The following is an 18922-nucleotide window of genomic DNA, read 5'->3' on the forward strand; positions in this document are numbered from 1 at the left end:
GGCCCACGGACTGCCCTCGGCGCGGAGGCAGGCGGCGGAGTCGGCCCGGCTGGGTGCCGGGCACCAGCCCGTAGCGACCAAGAAGCCGGGGCCTGGAGGACGGCGAATCGCCGTCCTCCAGGCCCCGGCTTCTTCCTTGCTGACCGGTGGGTCCGCCTGACGCCCGCAGGGGCTGGGTCAGACCGTGGCCGTGTCGTCCGTGGCGGGCTCCTCGGCCCCCACTCCGTCCAGCACCGGCTCCCCGGCGGCCGTGTCCTCGAGCGCCGGGACCGGATCCGCCTCGGGAACGATCCGGCCCGGAGCCGCCGGCTTGGCGCCGGTCCGCTCCGCCATCCGGGCGTTCCGCTGGTCAGCCCGCTCGCAGAGGGCCAGGACCGCTTCGTTGAAACGGACCAGCGACGGCGGGTCGGACGGGCCGAGCAGGTGCAGCTTCAGCTCCGCCCGGGCCCTGGCCAGGGTGTCCAGCTCGGGCTTGCGCACCGACTCCAGCAGGGCCGCCACACCACTGGCCTTCGGGGTGAGGATGGTCGCGGCCCGCACCGTCGGGAAGTCCTCCCGGAACTCGTCCTCGGACAGTCCGCTGGTGTTCGCCACCGCGTAGGGCTTCTCGCTGCTCAGGTAGTCCGAGACGACGCTGGACACGTCGCTGATCAGCAGGTCCGCCTGGTTGAAGCAGCTGAAGATCGAGGGCCGGGAGTCGGTGATGATCTGGTGCCAGCTCGCGGGGACAGAGGCCCAGTAGGCCCGCTCCCAGTCGGCGGTCGCCGCGGCGACCGCCGCCGCGCGGTCGCCCGCCGGCCGCCCCTGCAGCATCATCCGCTCGTTCTCGTCGGCGCTGGCCCGGAAATGCGTGGTGGTCAGCCGCTCCAGGGAGGCGGTGCGCCGCTGCAGCTCGGCCACGGCCTCCGGGTCGGGGCGCTGGTCCGCACGGCGGATGTTGGCCTCGGTGATCATCGCCTTGATGCGCTCGTTGGCCTGGCCCGCGCGGGGGTCGACGGAACCGGTCATCGGGTGCGGTTTGTACAGCAGCCGCACCCCTGGGTCCGCGAGCAGCTCGCGGACGATGTTCTCCCCGGCGAGGATCACCGAGGTGTTGCCCGGGTCGTTGGTCCACCCCTCCCAGGTCGGCGCGTAGAGCACGGTGGTGAGGGAGCCGGGTCCGGGGGGTCCGGCGTACGCCCGGATCGGCGACAGCTGCGGGCGGCCGACCTCCACCACGTCCTTGTCCTCGACGCCGATGTCGGCCTGCTGGTAGCGCTCGCGCGCCGCCGGTCCGGCCACCCAGACCTCGTCGTAGGCCTTGGCGTACGGGTTGCAGCTGGAGAGCTTGTCGCTCTCCCCGTGGTTGATGAACGCGTGCTTGATCGACGGGATGCGCAGCACCTGGGAGGTCTTACCCGAGTTCGCCGGGTGCAGCATCATCTTCAGCGTCGAGTGCTCCAGGTGCATCAGGTGCGCGACCTTCGGGATGCACACGATCGGTACGTCCGTGGCCTCGATCTTCTGGACCATGAAGCGTTCCCGGAGCACGATCAGCGGCTTGCCCTCCAGCTCGGGGAGGGTGGAGAGCCACATGTTCGCCTGGTAGGCGGAGGTCGTCCCGCCGGAGAAGTAGAGCCCGACCGTCGGCTGGTACTCGGCGAGCCAGGCGCCCAACCAGGCCAGCGCCTGCTTCTCGGTCGCGGGGCGCCGACTCGGCAGCAGCCAGCGCGCCAGGTGGGCGACTCCGCCGACGCCCAGCAGCAGGGCGATGCCGATCCCGATCTCTCCCCAGAGCGCGTCCCGGGTGATCAACGTGCCCATCAGGCCCGCTGTGGCCGGGATGGAGAAGGTCAGCAGCCGGTGCCCGGGCCGTCGGGCCAGCAGCCGCGGCGGGGCGGCCGAGAGCCGCAGTGCGGACGCGTCGATGTTCCTGGTCAGCACCGGGAGCGTGCGCGAGCGGCGGACCACCACGGCCACCGCCTGGCACACGAAGTGCACCAGGTAGCAGGCGAGCAGCCCGATGGTGAGCGGGGAGTGCTCGGCCAGCGGGTGGATCCCCTCCACCCGCAGCAGTCCGGCGACGATGAGCATGTCCCGGAGCAGCTGCCGGACGGTGACGTCGAAGCGGACCTTGCTCAGCAGCGCGAGCAGACCGGGCTGCTTCAGCTGGAGGTAGAGGTCCAGTGCCAGCCCTGCCGTGGCGCCGATGACGAAGAGCGGCACCAGGGAGAAGAGCGCGCCCGCGAGCTGGGCCGTGAAGGCCGCGAACATCGCGAGCAGGGCAGTGAGCTGCACGAGGCGTTGGGGGGAGAGTCCGGCTGAGGGCACGGGCTGGGCTCCTGCGAGGGCGATCGGATGGGGGGCGGCCAAGGTTAAGGGGGCGGCCGGGTTCTGCGACGGTCGCCGCAGTCCGAATACGGCGTCGACTCAGGACGACCACTGACCGTATGATGCGCGCCGCCTTAAAGACAATCTTGCCTGATGGCAATCCGTCGCAAAGCACCCAAACGCGATGGGGTGATGCCCCGAAGGTGTCGCGCCGCTGGACCATCCGGTGGTGGAGGCGCGCCGCGCCCTCTCCGGGGCGCCGTTCCCGGGTCGTCCGGAGGACGGGACACCTCCACGCGGCCACGGCCCGCTGCCGTAGATTGCGCACCGGAATACCGTACGACCGAGCGAGGGCACAGGTGTCTGGGGCAGCAGCAGATCGGGACGAGGTCGTGGCGGCCCGCAGAATCGTGGTCAAGATCGGCTCCTCCTCGCTGACCACCGCCGCCGGCGGCCTCGACGCGGACCGGGTCGACGCCCTCGTCGACGGCCTGGCCAAGGTGCGGGCCGGCGGTCCGGGCACCGGCGGCGGACCCAAGGAGATCGTCCTGGTCTCCTCGGGCGCCATCGCCGCCGGACTCGCTCCCCTGGGCCTGCCCCGCCGCCCCCGAGACCTGGCCCGGCAGCAGGCGGCGGCGAGCGTCGGACAGGGGCTGCTCGTCGCCCGGTACACCGCCTCCTTCGCCCGCTACGGGGTACGGGTCGGCCAGGTGCTGCTCACGTCCGACGACATGAGCCGGCGCGCCCACTACCGCAACGCCTACCGGACGCTCGACCAGCTGCTCAGCATGGGAGCGCTGCCGGTGGTCAACGAGAACGACACCGTCGCCACGGACGAGATCCGGTTCGGCGACAACGACCGGCTCGCCGCCCTCGTGGCCCACCTGGTCCGGGCCGACCTGCTGGTCCTCCTCTCCGACGTGGACGGCCTCTACGACGGGGACCCCGCGACCCCCGGCGCCTCCCGGATCCCCGAGGTCAGCGGCCCGGCCGACCTCGCCGGGGTCTCCATCGGCAGCGCCGGCCGGGCCGGGGTCGGCACCGGCGGCATGGTCACCAAGGTCGAGGCCGCCCGGATCGCCGCCGGGGCGGCCATCCCCGTGGTCCTCACCTCCGCCACCCGGGCCGTGGACGCCCTCGCCGGCCGGCCGACCGGCACGTACTTCCACCCCACCGGGCGCCGCTCCGCCAACCGACTGCTGTGGCTGGCGCACGCCTCGACCCCGCGGGGCGCCCTGGTGCTGGACGAGGGGGCGGTGCGGGCCGTGGCCGAGCGGCACAGCTCGCTGCTGCCGGCAGGTATCTCGGCGGTCGAGGGCGAGTTCACCGCCGGTGACCCGGTGGAACTGCGTGACCCGAGCGGTCGGGCGGTGGCGCGCGGCCTGGTCAACTTCGACGCCCGGGAACTCCCCAAGTTGCTCGGCCGGTCCACCAGGGACCTCGCCAGGGAACTCGGCCCGGCCTACGAGCGCGAGGTGGTCCACCGCGACGATCTGGTGCTCCTGGCACACTGACGGTCGACAATCGGGAGGACTTCGGCCAAAGTCCAGCCTTTCCACCGAGACCTTCGGCGAAACCGCCCCCGACGGCGCCCCGGGCTGGTCAACTCTTAGGGCGCGTCGCTCTGACCTCCGCTCCGTCACGGGACCTGGCACGCCCGCTCGCCGCGTTGCCGAACAGCCCTGGTAGCTCCGCTGCGAGGGCTTTCCGGCGCCCAGCGACACCGCGCGCACCCGGTCCCGCTCCCTGGTCCACGGAGGTCAGAGCGACGCCGAGCCACGCACGCCCCCGGGCGCGACCGTCGCCCGTTCCGGGGGTCCGGGGCCTCCTGGGGACGGCACCCTCGGGGTGCCTCCGGGCGGGCCCGGATCCGGCCGCCGGCCGGCGGGGTCAGCAGGTACGTCCAGGCAGGAGGTCGCCGGTGAGACGAGGGAGTTCGGGCACACCACCGCGCCCGGGAGCGGGTGCGCTGAGACTGGCGAGCCCGCGGGCGGGGGAACCCGGTCCGGAACGGACCGAAGCCGAGCCGCGCCCCCACCGCGGAGACCTCGCCACTCCCCGGCTCTGGCACGTCACACTCAGTGTCGAGGGGGAGTCGAGGCCGTTGGACGAGGTCCGAGGCGGCCTCGAACAGCTCGCGCACGACCACCCCTTCCTGCTGACCAGCCGGTACGCCGCGGACCACGCCGAGATCCGCTACTGGGAGGAAGCCCGCACCCTGCACGACGCCGCGGCGGTGGCGCTGCGGCTCTGGGGAGAGCACCGGGGCACCGCCGGGCTGCCGCCCTGGGAGATCGTCGGCCTGGAGGTCATCGACCGGGAGACCTATCGCCGGCGCTTCGCCGACGGCCGTCCGGCCCCGCCGGCCGCCCCGATCGGGGTGCACCCTCTTTGACCAGGCGTTCCACGGCCGGCCGACCGAGGCGTTCCGTCGTCCGGTGACCAGGCGCTCCACCGCCTGTCGGTGCCCCGGGAGGGAGCACGGGGCCGCGACCGGCCGGGCGGCCGTCTCGCAGTGCGGATGTGCGGCCGTTCCACCCCCTGCGCTCAGTAGGCTGGCAGGTATGAGCAGCAGCGTTTTCCCCTCGCCCCTGGCCGATCCCACACCGCAGTCGCCGGTCATCCGGGCCGCCTACCGGGCTCGGGCGGCCGCCGCCGACCTCGCCCCGCTGCCGCGGGCGGTCAAGGACGACGCCCTGCGGGCGATCGCGGACGCCCTCGAGGTGCGGACCAAGGAGATCGTCGAAGCCAACGCGGAGGACGCCCGGCGGGCCAGGGAAGCCGGCACCTCGGAGGCGATCATCGACCGGCTCACCCTCACCCCCGAGCGGGTCCGCGCCATCGCCTCCGATGTGCGCGACGTGGCGGCGCTGCCCGACCCGGTGGGCGAGGTGGTCCGCGGTGCCACCCTGCCGAACGGCATGGACCTCCGCCAGGTGCGGGTGCCGCTGGGGGTGATCGGCATCATCTACGAGGCGCGGCCCAACGTCACCGTGGACGCGGCGGCGCTCTGCCTGAAGTCCGGGAACGCGGTGCTGCTGCGCGGTTCCTCCTCGGCGTACACCTCCAACGAGGCCCTGGTCACCGTGGTCCGCGACGCCGTCGGCGGCGCGGGGCTGCCCGCCGACGCGGTGCAGCTCGTGCCCGGGGAGAGCCGGGAGTCGGTCCGGGAGCTGATGCGCGCCCGGGGCATGGTGGACGTGCTGATCCCGCGCGGGGGCGCTTCGCTGATCAACACCGTCGTAGAGGAGTCCACGGTCCCGGTGATCGAGACCGGTACCGGGAACTGCCACGTCTACGTGGACGCCGACGCCGATCTCGACATGGCCGTGGAGATCCTGGTCAACTCCAAGACCCAGCGGCCCAGTGTGTGCAACGCGGCCGAGTCGCTCCTGATCCACCAGGACATCGCCGAGCGGTTCCTGCCCCGCGCTCTGGCCGCCCTGGCCGAGGCCGGAGTCACCGTGCACGGCGACGAGCGGGTGGTGGAACTGGCCGGGGAGGCCGGCGGCGGGGCGACCGTGGTGCCGGCCACCGTCGAGGACTGGGAGACCGAGTACCTCTCATACGACATCGCCGTGGCCATCGTCGACTCCCTTGAGGCGGCGGTCGCGCACATCCGGCTCTGGTCCTCCGGCCACACCGAGGCGATCGTCACCTCCTCACAGGCGGCCGCCCGGCGTTTCACCCGACTGGTGGATGCGACCACGGTCGCGGTGAACGCCTCGACCCGGTTCACCGACGGCGGCCAGTTCGGCTTCGGAGCCGAGATCGGCATCTCCACCCAGAAGCTGCACGCACGGGGACCGATGGGCCTGCCGGAGCTGACCTCGACCAAGTACGTCGTGACCGGGGACGGCCACGTCCGCTGAGCCGACCGCCGGCCGATTTCGGTCTCTCCCTGCCCAAAAGGGCGTTACCGCCGTACCCTGGACGGGTGCCGGACGACGTGGGGGACAAGCCGTTCAAGGACGGTGAGGATCCCCGGGAGCATGGCCACGGAGCAGCGGACGAGGAGTTCGCCTCCGTGGTGTTCGACGAGGCGTTCGTACGGTCCGCCCGGATCCACGAACCGACGGCCGTGGAACGGATGCTGGCGGCCGCCGAGGCCCGGGCCGAGGCGGAGGCCACGGCCCGGGGCGGCGGCGCCGCGGGCCCGTCCGAGGACGACTTCCCGGAGGACGTGTACGGGCCGTTCGGCGCCGAGCCGGGGATGGCGTACGGGGAGTCGGGCTCAGAGGAGGACGGCCCCTACGGCCCCTACGGCGGCGCCTTCCGGCCCTATCGGGGCCAGGTCCGCTGGCACCGGCCGGTCGCCTGGGTGCTGGCGCTGGTGATGGGCATCGGGATGATCGCGCTGGCCTTCGCCGCCATCTACCGCGACGACACCGACAGCCGGCGGAACCCGGATCCGCCGCCGGCCAGCAGCGATGTCGACGGTCGGAGCGCCGACCGCTCGGCGGGAACGCCACGACGGCCGGGCAGCGGGCCGGCGGACGTCGCGGGCGGGCCGGAGGCGGTGCCTTCCGTACCGGCCGCGGTCGGGCACTGACGGTCCGTGGGGTCGGTAGAGCGCCATGGCACTCCCCTCCGGCGTTCCCTCTGATGGAGCACGAGTCGGGGCAAAACCGGGCCGTGGTTTGAAACTTGTCGCGAATGGGCGCGTTTAGCGGAGCCGTCCGCGGCCTACTCTCTGGGTATGACGGGGTCTGGCGACCCTCCCGAAGGGGCGCCCGAGGGCGCTCCCGGGGGCGGCGACGAGGAGTACCGATCCGTCGTCTTCGACGAATCGTTCATCCGGGCTGCCCGGCTCCAGGAGTTCTCCGCGCAGGAACGGGTGGAGGACCGCACACCGGCCGTCCGCAGCCGCCGGTCCTGGGCCCGGCGAGGCGGCTCACGGCAGGTCATGGTGCTGGCGGTGCTGATCACCCTGGCCTTCGCCACCGCCGTCTACCTGGGTGTGCGCGGCCCCGTCCAGCGGCCGGTGGCGGTGGTTCCGGAACCCCTGCGGGCCACCGTGATACCGCTCGCCCCGCGTGGCGCGGTGCCCGGAGGGAAGCCCCAGACGCTCTTCGAGCACAGCCCGGCCGCGCAGTTCCGGGTCGGGGCGGAAGGGGTCACCCTGCCCTCCGCGGGTTCCACCGAGCACTTCTCCGACAGCCAGGTGCTCTCGGCGCTCGACACGGCCAAGGAGTACATCGTCCGCTCGGCCCTGGACCCGGCCGTGCTCACCGGGAAGGCCGTACGGCCGGTGCGGCTGCTGCTCGACCCGGCCCAGGTGGACCAGTACGACCGCAGCATGGAGAGGCCGGTGGACGACGGGCGCCACCCGGCGACCGGCTGGCTGGTCCGTTTCGACCCGGCGAAGGTCGTGCTGGCCGACCCGCAGGTCCGGGTGGAGGGCACGCTCTCCGTGTCCGAGGTGGCGCCGGACCAGTTGGAGGTCGTCAGCGACCACACGTTCGTCTACGCGCTGCGCCGAGTGGGCAAGACCGAGCCGGCCGACCGGGCCTCGCTCTTCACCGTCCGCCGGGAGCTGCGGTTCCGACTGGACCGCGGCGACCTGCGCGACCACCATGTCGAGCTCCGGCAGAGCCATCTGGAGGCCGGTCCGATGGACTGCTCCGCCAAGATGGCCGAGTACCTCCGCCCGCTGCTGGCCGGTGAACGGGCCGGGACGACCGGGCCCGCCGGTACCGACCCCTACACCTCGAACGCCCCGACCACCTCGCTCTGCGGGGTGCTGGCGGGCCGGGCGCAGCCCAGCCCGCCCCGTTGAACCACTCAGGCGCCGCTGCCGCCGGAAGGCGTCGGCCCCGGCTCGTCCCCGCCGTCCCGGCCGGTGGCCGGGCCCGTCGGCCCGGTGAACTTGTCCCGGAGCTTGCTGCCGAGGTCGCCCGCCCCTCCGGCGATGTCCCGGACCAGCCCCATCAGCGGGTCCTTGCTGTTGCGCACGGTCTCGGCGTAGTGGCTGGCCGACTCCTTGAAGGAGTCGCTGACCGAGGTGGACCCGTCCTCGTCGCGGCGCGGGTAGTCGCCGTCCAGGATCCGCTGGTAGTCCCCGCCGTCGGCCCACTTCTTCAGCTCCGCGGCGCGGACCGTCGCGAAAGGGTGGGAGCGGGGCAGTACGTTCAGGATCTTCAGCACCGAGTCGCGCAGGTCACCGCTGGCCTCGTACTCCTCAGCCTGGGCGAGGAAGGCGTCGACGTTCATCTCGTGCAGGTGGTTGCCGCCGGCGAGTTTCATCAGCCCCCGCATGGAGGCCTGGAGGTCCTGCCCGACCAGCAGCCCCGCGCGGTCCGCGGAGAGCTCCGACTTGCGGAACCACTCGCGCAACGCGGTGGTGAGCGCCATGATCGCGACACTCCCGAGCGGGATCCAGGCGACGCGGACCGCGAGCCCGGTGAAGAAGAGCAGTATCGTCCGGTAGACCGCGTGGCCGGAGAGGGCGTGGCCCACCTCGTGGCCGATCACCGCCCGCATCTCCTCCTCGTCCAGCAACTCGATCAGACCGGTGCTGAGGACGATGATCGGCTCGTCCAGGCCGATGCACATGGCGTTGGGCTGCGGGTCCTGCTTGACGTACATCTGCGGGACCTTCTTCAGGTCCAGGATGTAACAGGCGTCCAGCAGCATGGTGTTGAGGTACGCGAACTGCTGGTCCCCCACCCGTACCGAGTCGGAGAGGAACAGCAACCGCAGACTCCGCTCCGGCAGCAGCCCGCTCAGCGCCTTGAAGGCGGTGTCGAAACCGCTCAACTTGCGGAGTGCCACCAGTGCCGAACGGTCCGCCGGATGCTCGTAGGCCCGGGAGGAGATCCCCGGGAAACGCTCGCGGTTCCGGCTCGGGACGTTCTCCCGGCTGTTCTCGGTCATGTTCTGCGACCCCCTAGTCGGCCCGGTTGTGGCCCCAACCGCGTGGCGGCTCCCACCCTATGCGGTGCCTCCGACAAAGGCCCGTGTGATGCCCCTGGTGAACAGCGAGGACGGTGGGGTGGTGGGGCAAGACATAGGACGTCCAGAGTCCCGCGTGAGGTTGCGAAGCGGCCCCGCTTACGATGATGGCGCCCAGCGTCCTTTCCCGACGACAACGACAACCTGGATAGGTCTGCCGACGATGACTCTCCCCAGCTCCGTCCATTCCCTGGTCGTGCTCGCCGCCGAGGGCGGCGAGCACAGTGATCACGACCCGAGCCTCAACCCCCTCCTGACCGGGGGCGGCGTGCTGTTCGTGCTCCTGTTGCTGCTCTGGATCATCACTCGCTTCAACCGGGACCGATGAGCCGGGGGCGGGCCTCCGGGCCGGGCCAGTAGGCTCTGAACGCATGGGAACGCAGGAAGGGGCCTCGAGCGGGCCAACGAAGCGTCGGCTGGGTGTGATGGGCGGGACGTTCGACCCCATCCACCACGGCCACCTCGTGGCCGCGAGCGAGGTCGCGGCGCAGTTCCACCTCGACGAGGTGGTGTTCGTGCCGACCGGGCAGCCGTGGCAGAAGAGCCACAAACAGGTCTCGCCGGCCGAGGACCGGTATCTGATGACGGTCATCGCGACCGCCTCCAACCCGCAGTTCTCGGTGAGCCGCACCGACATCGACCGGGGCGGCCGGACGTACACCATCGACACCCTCCGGGACCTGCACGCGGAGAACGACGACACCGACCTCTTCTTCATCACCGGTGCCGACGCCCTCTCGCAGATCCTGGGTTGGCGTGACGCGGGCGAACTGTTCTCGCTGGCCCACTTCATCGGAGTGACCCGACCGGGCCACGTCCTCTCCGACGCCGGACTGCCCGATGGCGGGGTCTCCCTGGTCGAGGTGCCCGCTCTCGCCATCTCCTCGACGGACTGCCGGGCACGGGTCGGGGCGGGGGAACCGGTCTGGTACCTGGTGCCGGACGGGGTGGTGCGCTACATCGACAAGCGAGGGCTGTACCGGCACAACCGCTAGTCCTGCCGGAACACCCGTGGGGAAGGGGCACTGGTGAACGACGCACACTCCGGGCGCTACGGGAGGCCCGAGGACGGCCAGGACGCCTATGCGAGGGAGGGGTACGCCCACCGGTACCAGGAGCCCTACCCCCCACAACAGCCCCAACCGCAGCCGCCCCAGGGGGAGTACGGATACGACCCCTACGGGCAGCAGCCGGACGCGCCCTCCGGGTACGACCAGTACGGCAACGCCTACGACCCCTACGGTCAGCCGCACCCCGGGCAGCAGCCTGACCCGTCCTACCAACCGCACCCCGGCTACCAGCCGGCCCCCGGTTACCAACCGCACCCTGGGTACCAGCCCGAAACCGGGTACCAGCCCGAGCAGCCTGGGCCCGGGTACGATCCCTACGCTCCGCAGCAGCCGCCGCAGCCCGCCGGGTGGGACCCCTACCGGCAGGCCCGTCCGGAGCCGCCGCGGCAGACCGGACAGCCCCTGCCCCACCAGCGACCGCCGGAGTCGGAGCAGCCCTCCGGACCGGAGCCCGCCCCCGCCCCGGAATCCGGGCAGCCGTCCGGCGGCGGACCGGGGGGTGACGGCCCGGAGTACCACACGGAGGAGTTCGCCTTCGTCGAGGACCCGGACGAGGACGCGGAAGACGTCATCGACTGGCTGAAGTTCGCCGAGACCCGCTCGGAACGCCGGGACGAGCGCAAGCGGAAGAGGCGGAACCGGATCACCGCTCTGGTCGTGGCGCTGGTCACAGCCCTCGCGGGCGGGGTCGGCTACCTCTGGTACACCGACGCGCTGCCGAGCCTGCCGGGGGCGCAGACGGTGGCCGACGGCCCCCAGAAGCGCGATGTGATCGTGGTGCACCTCCGGACGACCAAGGGCGGGTCGAGCTCCACCGCGCTGCTCGTCGACAACGAGACCACGGGCAAGGCCACCCTCGTCCTCCTGCCGAACTCGCTCGCCCTGTCCACCGAGACCGGGGAGACCACCACCCTCGGCAAGTCGGTGGTGACGGACGGCAACGCCCCGACGCGGCAGGCGCTGAGCACGCTGCTGGGCGCGGACATCAAGGGGAGTTGGCGGCTCGACACCCCCTTCCTGGAGAACCTGGTCAACCTCGTCGGCGGCATCAGCCTCGACACCGACGCGAGCGTCCCGAGTCCCAAGAAGGGGGAGGGGCCGCTGGTCGGCAAGGGCAAGGACCAGAGCCTCGACGGCCAGGCCGCGGTCGGCTACGCCACCCTGCTGCGCCCCGGTGAGCTCCAGAGCGACCAGTTGCGGCGGTTCGGCGAGGTCATGCGGGCCGTGCTGCGGCAGATGTCCAGCGATCCGGCCGCCGCCACCACGGTCGTCCGCACCCTGGGGCAGGTCCCCGACCCCTCGCTCTCCGAGTCGCAACTCGGCTCGACGCTGGCGCAACTGGCGGACCGGGCGAAGGAGGGGCAGTACGAGACCACGACGCTGCCGGTGCAGGCCGACGGGACCCTCAGCGAGGAGGCCACCGACGGAGTGGTCCAGGCCGTCCTGGGCGGCACGGTCAAGAGCCCCGAGGAGGGGGCCACCCCGCGGGTCAGCGTCCACAACGCCACCGGCAGGGAGGATGCCTCCACGGACGCGCAGGTCGCGCTGCTCAACGGCGGTTACAGCTATGTGGACGGCGGGCCGGCCGAGGCGGCCCGGTTGGTGTCCCAGGTGCTGTACTCGGACGCCGCGCGGGCGGAGGAGGCCGCGGAGGTCGCCAAGACGCTGGGGCTTCCGAAGAGCGTGGTGCGCAAGGGCAAGAGCGACCACAACGCCGATATGACCGTCGTGCTGGGCGGGGACTACCGGGCGCGGTGACGCGGGTGGGTCGGCGGTCGGGCGGGGTCGGTGGGCCGTGAGATCCTGGACCGAGCCGTACCTCGCTGCGGCCCGTTGTCCCCGACCCCGAAAGCCTGCCTGTGACCGCCACGGACCGCTCCATCGAGCTGATCAACGCCGCCGCCCAGGCGGCGGCCGACAAGCTCGCGCACGACATCGTCGCCTATGACGTCAGCGACGTGCTCTCCATCACCGACGCCTTCCTGCTGGCCTCCGCCCCCAACGACCGCATGGTCAAGTCGATCGTCGACGAGATCGAGGAACGGCTGAGCACGGAACTGGACAGCAAGCCGGTGCGCCGCGAAGGCGACCGGGAGGCCCGCTGGGTGCTATTGGACTACGTGGACATCGTCGTCCACGTCCAGCACAGCGAGGAGCGTGTGTTCTACGCCCTCGAGCGGCTCTGGAAGGACTGCCCGGAGCTGGAGCTGCCGGCCGACGCCGCCGCCAGCCGGGGGAGGGCCGAGGCCCACGAGGAGCAGGCGAGGGCGGAGGCCGCCGCCGAGGACCTGGACGGTGAGCTCCGCTGAACGGCGCGAAGCCCGGCCGGGACCGTCGGATCGTCCTGTGGCGGCACGGCCAGACGCTGTGGAACCTGGAGCGCCGCTTCCAGGGCACGACGGACATCGAGCTGACCGACGAGGGCGTGGCGCAGGCCCGGCGCGCGGCCCGGCTGCTGGCGGCGCTCCAGCCGCACACGATCATCGCCTCCGACCTGCGGCGGGCGGTGGACACCGCCGCCGAGCTCGCCACGCTCTGCGGCCTGGAGTTCACCCGGCACGCCGAACTCCGGGAGACCTACGCCGGGAGCTGGCAGGGCCTGACGCACGAGGAGATCGTCGCCGCCCACGGCGAGCAGTACGCGGCCTGGAAACGCGGTGAGCCGGTGCGGCGGGGTGGTGGAGAACTCGAGACCGAGGTCGCCGACCGGGCGGCTCCGGTGGTCGCGGCCCACGCCGACAAGCTGCCGGAGGGCGGAATCCTGGTGGTGGTGAGCCACGGCGGCACCATCCGCACCACTATCGGCCGGCTGCTCGGGCTGGAGCCGCGGAGCTGGGAGTCGCTCGGCGGCCTCTCCAACTGCTGCTGGTCGGTGCTCGGGGAGGGAGCGCGGGGCTGGCGCCTGATGGAGCACAACGCCGGCACGCTCCCGGAACCGGTGCTCGGCGACGACGACTGAACCGATTTCGCGTCCGGCCACGTCACAGGCTAGACTTCTGATCGTTCACAGCACAGCGGGTGATCTCCGGTCCCTGATGGATCGGGATCGGGTCCGGTCTAGAAGGTCGGATTTCGATAATCCGGTCAGGTGTGAACGATGGGGCTATAGCTCAGTTGGTAGAGCGCCTGCATGGCATGCAGGAGGTCAGGAGTTCAATTCTCCTTAGCTCCACACGTGATCTGGGAAAATCCCGCCCTCGGTACGGAGGGCGGGATTTCGCGTTGTGCGGCCCGTGACTGGTGCGGCCGCGGGTGGGGGCGGTGCTCGACGCCGGGGCGTCATCCGGCCATGACGCTCCACGTGGCGGGGGAGCCGTGCAGTCCCCGGAAGCCGAGACCGTCGGAACGATCTACCCGCCGGACCCCGGTCCGGCAGCCCCTCGAGTGCGGCCGGATCCCTTGCGGGCAGTGGGCCGGAGCCCGGCGGCTCCGGGCGCCGACGGGGCGGAAGTCCCGGGCCCGGAGGCTTCGGCAGCCCGGCGCGTCCGGTGGTCCGGCCGCCGCCTTGTCCGGAAGGCGGCCCTGCCCAGGTGTTTCCCCGTCGATCTCGTGGCAGAATCCCTTGCCGGAAGAGAAGGGGAGCGCGATGCCGCCGAGCGTTCTCGAGGAGGCCGAGGAACTGCTCGGCGTCGGCGGGGTCAGCGAGGTTGGCCGGCCCTCCGGAGGTGCTCTCCGCTTCGCCCGTCCTGCGTCCGTGGAGGTCGTGCGAGGGCGGAGGTGCCTTCTGCAGTGTCCGTCCTGCGGCTCGGCGCACGTCGCCCTGGTGCTCGGTGACAACGGCGGGATCTCTTACGTGTGCACGGCCTGCGGCCACAGTTGGAGCTGAACGATGGGTGCCCACAGCCGGAAGTGCGACTGGTGCGGTAGCGGCACACCGGTAGTCCGCGACATGGAGCCGCTCAACAGCGACTACCAGTACTGGTGCGAGGAGTGCGCCCGGGCTCTGGTCATCAAGGGTGACCCGATCGAGACGTACCGGGAGCTCGACGGCGAGCCGATCTACGGACGGCTGCTCGACGAGCACTGCACGCTCAAACGCTTCTACTCCTTCGTGACGATCTGACCGCCATGCTGCTTTCCCCTCACGTGAGGCCGGTTTCGGCGGCCCGGCGACTCCTGGTCGTCGGTCGCCCCCGACCCAGGAAGGGGGAGTCGGGGAAGCCGTTCCGCGATTTGGCGCAACCAGGGGAAGGGCGTGTAAGGTTGGCGCAGTCGCCGCGGGAGACCGGGGCGGGATCCGGGGCTATAGCTCAGTTGGTAGAGCGCCTGCATGGCATGCAGGAGGTCAGGAGTTCAATTCTCCTTAGCTCCACAGATCAGTCGATCCACATGAGCGGGCCGTCCTGGCGGGCGGTCCGCTCAGGCGTTCCCGGCCTGCCCCTTTCGTGTGTCCGGCGCCGCAGCGGGGGTCGGCGTCCGTACCCCGCCACGGGACCGTCCCACCGAGGGAAGCTCGATGCGACGCTCCGCGGCGCTGCGGTACTCTGACCGTATGCGTGCCGTACGCCTTCTGCTTAGCAGGCCGCGCTGACCAGTCCCGACGGAGACGACTCCAGGTCGGATTCAGCGCGGCGTCCCCTCCTGTCCGAGGGGACCTTTCTTTTTCCGGGGCGAGAATCGCGACACCAGGGGCCTGCTGGCGTGACGGCAGAGACGATCGATGGAGCTTTGAGACGATGAGCGAGAGCAATTCCGCCGCGGAGGCGGCCGAAGGACAGCGCACCGCGCCGTTCAAGTACACCGCCGCACTGGCCGCTGACATCGAGGCACGCTGGCAGGACTTCTGGGACGTGGAGGGCACCTACCGGGTGCCGGACCCGGTGCGAGACCCGGCCGTCCGGGCGAAGGGCGCGGACCGCCCGAAGAAGTACGTCATGGACATGTTCCCCTATCCGTCCGGGGCGGGCCTGCACGTCGGCCACCCCCTGGGGTACATCGCCACCGACGTCTACGCCCGGTTCAACCGGATGACCGGCCACAACGTCCTGCACACCCTCGGCTTCGACGCCTTCGGCCTGCCCGCCGAGCAGTACGCGGTGCAGACCGGCACCCACCCCAGGGTGAGTACCGAGGCCAACATCGCCAACATGCGGGCGCAACTGCGCCGGTTGGGCCTGGGCCACGACACCAGCCGCTCCTTCGCCACCATCGACCCTGACTACTACCACTGGACCCAGTGGATCTTCCTGCAGATCTTCAACTCCTGGTACGACGAGGAGGCCGGCCGGGCCAGGCCCATCGCCGAGTTGGCCGAGCAGTTCGCCTCCGGCGTCCGCCCGCTGCCCGACGGGCGCGCCTGGGCGGAGCTGACCGCCGTCGAGCGGGCCGACCTGCTGGGGGAGTACCGGCTGGCGTACGCCTCCGACGCGCCGGTCAACTGGTGCCCGGGTCTGGGTACGGTGCTGGCCAACGAGGAGGTCACCGCGGACGGCCGCTCCGAGCGAGGCAACTTCCCGGTATTCAAGGCCAAGCTGCGCCAGTGGAACATGCGGATCACCGCCTACGCGGAACGGCTGCTCCGGGATCTGGACGAGCTGGACTGGCCGGAGGCCATCAAGCTCCAGCAGCGCAACTGGATCGGCCGTAGCGAGGGCGCACGGGTGGAGTTCCCGGTGCGCACCGCCGACGGCGCCGAACGCTCCGTCACGGTGTTCACCACCCGCCAGGACACCCTGTTCGGCGCGACGTACATGGTGCTCGCCCCCGAGCACGAGCTGATCGAGTCGATCGTCCCGGCCGCCTGGCCCGCGGGGACGCACGAGGTGTGGACCGGGGGCCACGCCACCCCGTCCGAGGCCGTGGACGCGTACCGCAAGCAGGCGGCGGCCAAGTCCGACGTCGAGCGGCAGGCCGAGGCCAAGGAGAAGACCGGCGTCTTCACCGGCGCCTACGCCACGAACCCGGTCAGCGGCGCCCGGGTCCCGGTCTTCATCGCCGACTACGTGCTGATGGGTTACGGCACCGGGGCGATCATGGCGGTACCGGCGCACGACAGCCGGGACTTCGCCTTCGCCCGCGCCTTCGAGCTGCCGATGCGCTGTGTGGTGGAGCCCACCGACGGGCGCGGCACGGACCCCGGCACCTGGGATGACGCCTTCGCGGCGCAGGACGGGCGGCTGGTGAACTCCGCGGCGGACGAGGTGTCCCTCGACGGCCTGGACGTGGCCGGGGCCAAGGAGCGGATCACCGGCTGGCTGACCGAGCGGGGAATCGGCGCGGGCACCGTCAACTACCGGCTGCGGGACTGGCTGTTCAGCCGGCAGCGCTACTGGGGCGAGCCCTTCCCGATCGTCTACGACGAGGACGGCATCGCCCACGCGCTCCCCGAGTCGATGCTGCCGGTGGAGCTGCCCGAGGTGGACGACTACTCGCCGCGCACCTTCCCGCCGGACGACGCGGACACCTCGCCGGAGCCTCCGCTGGCCCGCAACGAGGAGTGGGTCCGGGTCGAGCTGGACCTCGGGGACGGCCGTGGCCGCCGCAGCTTCCGCCGCGAGACCAACACCATGCCGAACTGGGCCGGCTCCTGCTGGTACGAACTGCGCTACCTGGACCCGGAGAACTCCGAGCGGCTGGTCGACCCGGAGGTCGAGCGCTACTGGATGGGGCCGCGCGAGGGACAGCCGGCCGGCGGGGTCGACCTGTACGTGGGCGGTGCGGAACACGCCGTACTGCACCTGCTGTACGCCCGCTTCTGGCACAAGGTCCTCCACGACCTGGGCCACATCTCGTCCTACGAGCCCTTCCACAAGCTGTACAACCAGGGCATGATCCAGGCCTACGTCTACCGGGACGAGCGCGGTATGGCCGTCCCGGCGGCCGAGGTGGAGGAGCGGGACGGCAAGTACCTCCACGACGGCGAACCCGTCAGCCGAGTGCTCGGCAAGATGGGTAAGTCGTTGAAGAACACCGTCACCCCGGACGAGATCTGTGCCGAGTACGGCGCGGACACGCTCCGGCTGTACGAGATGGCGATGGGCCCGCTGGACGTCTCCCGGCCCTGGGACACCCGGGCGGTCGTCGGTCAGCACCGACTGCTGCAGCGCCTGTGGCGCAACGTCGTCGACGAGCGGACCGGCGAGGTCACGGTGGTCGACACCGAGCCGGACGAGCCGACGCTCCGCGCCCTGCACCGCGCCATCGACGGCGTCCGGCAGGACATGGCCGAACTCCGCTTCAACACCGCCATCGCCAAGGTGACCGAGTTCAACAACCACCTGACGAAGGCCGGGAGGCCGGTACCGCGCTCGGTCGCCGAGCCGCTGGTGCTGATGGTCGCCCCGCTGGCCCCGCACATCGCCGAGGAGCTGTGGCGCAGGCTGGGCCATGATTCGACCGTGGTACACGCACCGTTCCCGGTGGCCGACCCGGAGTACGCGCGGGAGGAGGCCGTGACCTGCGTGGTGCAGATCAAGGGCAAGATCAAGGCGCGGTTGGAGGTGGCGCCCTCCATCCCGGCCGCGGAACTGGAGGAGCTGGCGCTCTCGGAGCCCGCGGTGCGGGAGGCGCTGAACGGCGCGGAGATCCGCAAGGTGATCGTGCGGGAGCCGAAACTGGTGAACATCGTTCCAGCCTGAGGCGGGAGGCCGTGACCTCGGGGCCCGAGCCGTGGGTCCCGGGGCCACGGCCGGCACGCGGCTGGGACACACGGTGTCCCTCGGCGACTGACTCGGAGGACGGCTAAGGGGCTTCCCCTACGGGATATTGGGGGCTGCGGGAGGAACGGCGGAGAGGCCCCCGCCGTTACCGTGGAGGGACGGCTGGACTAGCGCGAGGGAGCGTCCGATGGCCGGTGTGATCTTGACCATAGTGTTGGTCTTCGTGCTGTTCCTCGGGATCGGGGGCTACCTGGCGGCCAGACTGGCCCGGGCCGCCGGTCGGCAGATCGACCGGACGGTCTCCCAGACCAGGCGCGCCGTCGAGGATGCCACCCTCAAGGCCCGCCAGTACTCCCGGCCCGGACCCGCCGGGGAGGTCGCCCAGCTCCGCGTCGAACTGCGCACCTCCATGCGGGCCACCCGGGAGGCGCTGGACGCGGCGGCCCCGACGGATCCGTCGCTCAGCGAGGCGCTCGACCTCTACCGGCGGTTGAGCCACCACGGCCATGAGCTCGACGAGGAGCTGAAGCGGCTGGAGAACGAGCCGGACCGGAGTGGTCTCGGCGAACGACTGCCCGGCCTCAGAAAGCGCACCCAGCGGGTGACCCACTCCGCGGACTCACTTCGCTGGGCCATCCAGGACCGGGCCCGCCGGTTCGCCGAGGACGACCTGTCGACCCTGGGCAGCCAGATCGACCTGGAGGTCGACGCGTTGCGGCACTGGACACCGACGGACGGCCCGAAACCGGAGAGTGCTTCCCCTGGGCCGGAGGGGCGTTCGGAGTCCGAGGCCCGGCGGGCCGAGTCGGAGAAGCGGAAGAAGACCGATCCGCCGCGCTCCGAGATCCCCTTCCGCCCGCCCTGGAACCGTCCCAGCAAGTCCCGACGCCCAGACCATCGGCCGGAGAACACCTCCTGAACCGCAGCCCCGGGCGCGGGGCTGCTCCTTGGCCTGAACTGTTCGAACTCAACCCCTTCCGGATAATCTCC

15 protein-coding genes and 2 tRNA genes are annotated in these 18922 nt (G+C 71.5%); 15 read left to right on the plus strand and 2 right to left on the minus strand.

Annotated elements, in window-relative coordinates:
* Positions 1–177 precede the first annotated feature (177 nt).
* Entirely contained in the window at positions 178–2310 is a 2133-nt protein-coding gene (locus tag BGP73_RS01465; RefSeq protein WP_069811437.1) for a hypothetical protein, read from the minus strand.
* Between the two features lie 410 nt (positions 2311–2720).
* Between BGP73_RS01465 and proB the strand changes: the two genes are divergently transcribed.
* The 5 genes from proB to BGP73_RS01490 all read left to right on the plus strand — a co-directional run bounded on the left by proB (position 2721) and on the right by BGP73_RS01490 (position 8089).
* The gene (gene proB, locus BGP73_RS01470) at positions 2721–3824 is read left to right on the plus strand and encodes a glutamate 5-kinase (RefSeq protein ID WP_069812047.1); all 1104 of its coding nucleotides are present in this window, start codon (positions 2721–2723) and stop codon (positions 3822–3824) included.
* 407 nt (positions 3825–4231) lie between these two features.
* Entirely contained in the window at positions 4232–4705 is a 474-nt protein-coding gene (locus BGP73_RS01475) for a hypothetical protein (protein ID WP_079127113.1), read from the plus strand.
* A 169-nt stretch (positions 4706–4874) separates the two neighbouring features.
* Complete coding sequence (locus BGP73_RS01480; protein WP_069811439.1) at positions 4875–6182, plus strand: glutamate-5-semialdehyde dehydrogenase; 1308 nt, start codon at positions 4875–4877, stop codon at positions 6180–6182.
* A 65-nt stretch (positions 6183–6247) separates the two neighbouring features.
* Complete coding sequence (locus tag BGP73_RS01485) at positions 6248–6862, plus strand: SCO2584 family spore wall biosynthesis protein (RefSeq protein ID WP_069811441.1); 615 nt, start codon at positions 6248–6250, stop codon at positions 6860–6862.
* Between the two features lie 147 nt (positions 6863–7009).
* The gene (locus BGP73_RS01490; RefSeq protein WP_069811442.1) at positions 7010–8089 is read left to right on the plus strand and encodes an SCO2583 family membrane protein; all 1080 of its coding nucleotides are present in this window, start codon (positions 7010–7012) and stop codon (positions 8087–8089) included.
* A 5-nt stretch (positions 8090–8094) separates the two neighbouring features.
* On the opposite strand, the gene BGP73_RS01495 is transcribed toward BGP73_RS01490, so the two are convergent.
* Positions 8095–9186: a M48 family metallopeptidase gene (locus BGP73_RS01495; protein ID WP_069811444.1), complete on the minus strand. Its 1092-nt coding sequence runs from the start codon at positions 9184–9186 to the stop codon at positions 8095–8097.
* Positions 9187–9427: 241 nt separating this feature from the next.
* On the opposite strand from BGP73_RS01495, the gene BGP73_RS22940 reads away from it, so the two are divergent.
* The 10 genes from BGP73_RS22940 (at position 9428) to BGP73_RS01545 (ending at position 18851) form a co-directional block, all read left to right on the plus strand.
* Complete coding sequence (locus tag BGP73_RS22940) at positions 9428–9592, plus strand: hypothetical protein (protein ID WP_170837726.1); 165 nt, start codon at positions 9428–9430, stop codon at positions 9590–9592.
* Between the two features lie 43 nt (positions 9593–9635).
* The gene (nadD, locus tag BGP73_RS01500) at positions 9636–10259 is read left to right on the plus strand and encodes a nicotinate-nucleotide adenylyltransferase (protein ID WP_079127114.1); all 624 of its coding nucleotides are present in this window, start codon (positions 9636–9638) and stop codon (positions 10257–10259) included.
* Positions 10260–10292: 33 nt separating this feature from the next.
* Positions 10293–12092, plus strand: coding sequence for an LCP family protein (locus BGP73_RS01505; RefSeq protein ID WP_069811448.1), 1800 nt, complete (start codon positions 10293–10295; stop codon positions 12090–12092).
* Between the two features lie 101 nt (positions 12093–12193).
* The gene (gene rsfS / locus BGP73_RS01510; RefSeq protein ID WP_069811449.1) at positions 12194–12643 is read left to right on the plus strand and encodes a ribosome silencing factor; all 450 of its coding nucleotides are present in this window, start codon (positions 12194–12196) and stop codon (positions 12641–12643) included.
* Positions 12640–13293, plus strand: coding sequence for a histidine phosphatase family protein (locus BGP73_RS01515; RefSeq protein WP_069811451.1), 654 nt, complete (start codon positions 12640–12642; stop codon positions 13291–13293). The genes rsfS and BGP73_RS01515 overlap by 4 nt, the downstream gene beginning before the upstream one ends.
* A 140-nt stretch (positions 13294–13433) precedes the next feature.
* Positions 13434–13506: transfer RNA gene (locus tag BGP73_RS01520), tRNA-Ala, on the plus strand.
* Positions 13507–14163: 657 nt separating this feature from the next.
* Positions 14164–14397, plus strand: coding sequence for a hypothetical protein (locus BGP73_RS01530; protein WP_069811455.1), 234 nt, complete (start codon positions 14164–14166; stop codon positions 14395–14397).
* A gap of 176 nt (positions 14398–14573) precedes the next feature.
* Positions 14574–14646: transfer RNA gene (locus tag BGP73_RS01535), tRNA-Ala, on the plus strand.
* Positions 14647–15010: 364 nt separating this feature from the next.
* On the plus strand, positions 15011–17911 hold the full coding sequence (gene leuS / locus BGP73_RS01540; RefSeq protein WP_069811456.1) for a leucine--tRNA ligase: 2901 nt from the start codon (positions 15011–15013) through the stop codon (positions 17909–17911).
* A 208-nt stretch (positions 17912–18119) separates the two neighbouring features.
* Positions 18120–18851 carry a hypothetical protein gene (locus BGP73_RS01545; protein ID WP_069811458.1) on the plus strand — a complete coding sequence of 244 codons (732 nt, stop codon included), beginning with the start codon at positions 18120–18122 and terminating at the stop codon, positions 18849–18851.
* The last annotated feature ends 71 nt before the right edge of the window (positions 18852–18922 follow it).

The sequence above is a fragment of the Streptomyces sp. TP-A0874 genome, assembly GCF_001748085.1.
In the GTDB taxonomy this organism is placed as follows: Bacteria; Actinomycetota; Actinomycetes; order Streptomycetales; family Streptomycetaceae; genus Streptomyces.

Bases quoted from the DNA above. Each gene is read 5' to 3' on its own strand.
- BGP73_RS01480 (WP_069811439.1), top strand. From the start codon at position 4,875: ATGAGCAGCAGCGTTTTCCCCTCGCCCCTGGCCGATCCCACACCGCAG.
- BGP73_RS01490 (WP_069811442.1), top strand. From the start codon at position 7,010: ATGACGGGGTCTGGCGACCCTCCCGAAGGGGCGCCCGAGGGCGCTCCC.
- BGP73_RS01495 (WP_069811444.1), bottom strand. From the start codon at position 9,186: ATGACCGAGAACAGCCGGGAGAACGTCCCGAGCCGGAACCGCGAGCGT.
- BGP73_RS22940 (WP_170837726.1), top strand. From the start codon at position 9,428: ATGACTCTCCCCAGCTCCGTCCATTCCCTGGTCGTGCTCGCCGCCGAG.
- nadD (WP_079127114.1), top strand. From the start codon at position 9,636: ATGGGAACGCAGGAAGGGGCCTCGAGCGGGCCAACGAAGCGTCGGCTG.
- BGP73_RS01530 (WP_069811455.1), top strand. From the start codon at position 14,164: ATGGGTGCCCACAGCCGGAAGTGCGACTGGTGCGGTAGCGGCACACCG.
- leuS (WP_069811456.1), top strand. From the start codon at position 15,011: ATGAGCGAGAGCAATTCCGCCGCGGAGGCGGCCGAAGGACAGCGCACC.
- BGP73_RS01545 (WP_069811458.1), top strand. From the start codon at position 18,120: ATGGCCGGTGTGATCTTGACCATAGTGTTGGTCTTCGTGCTGTTCCTC.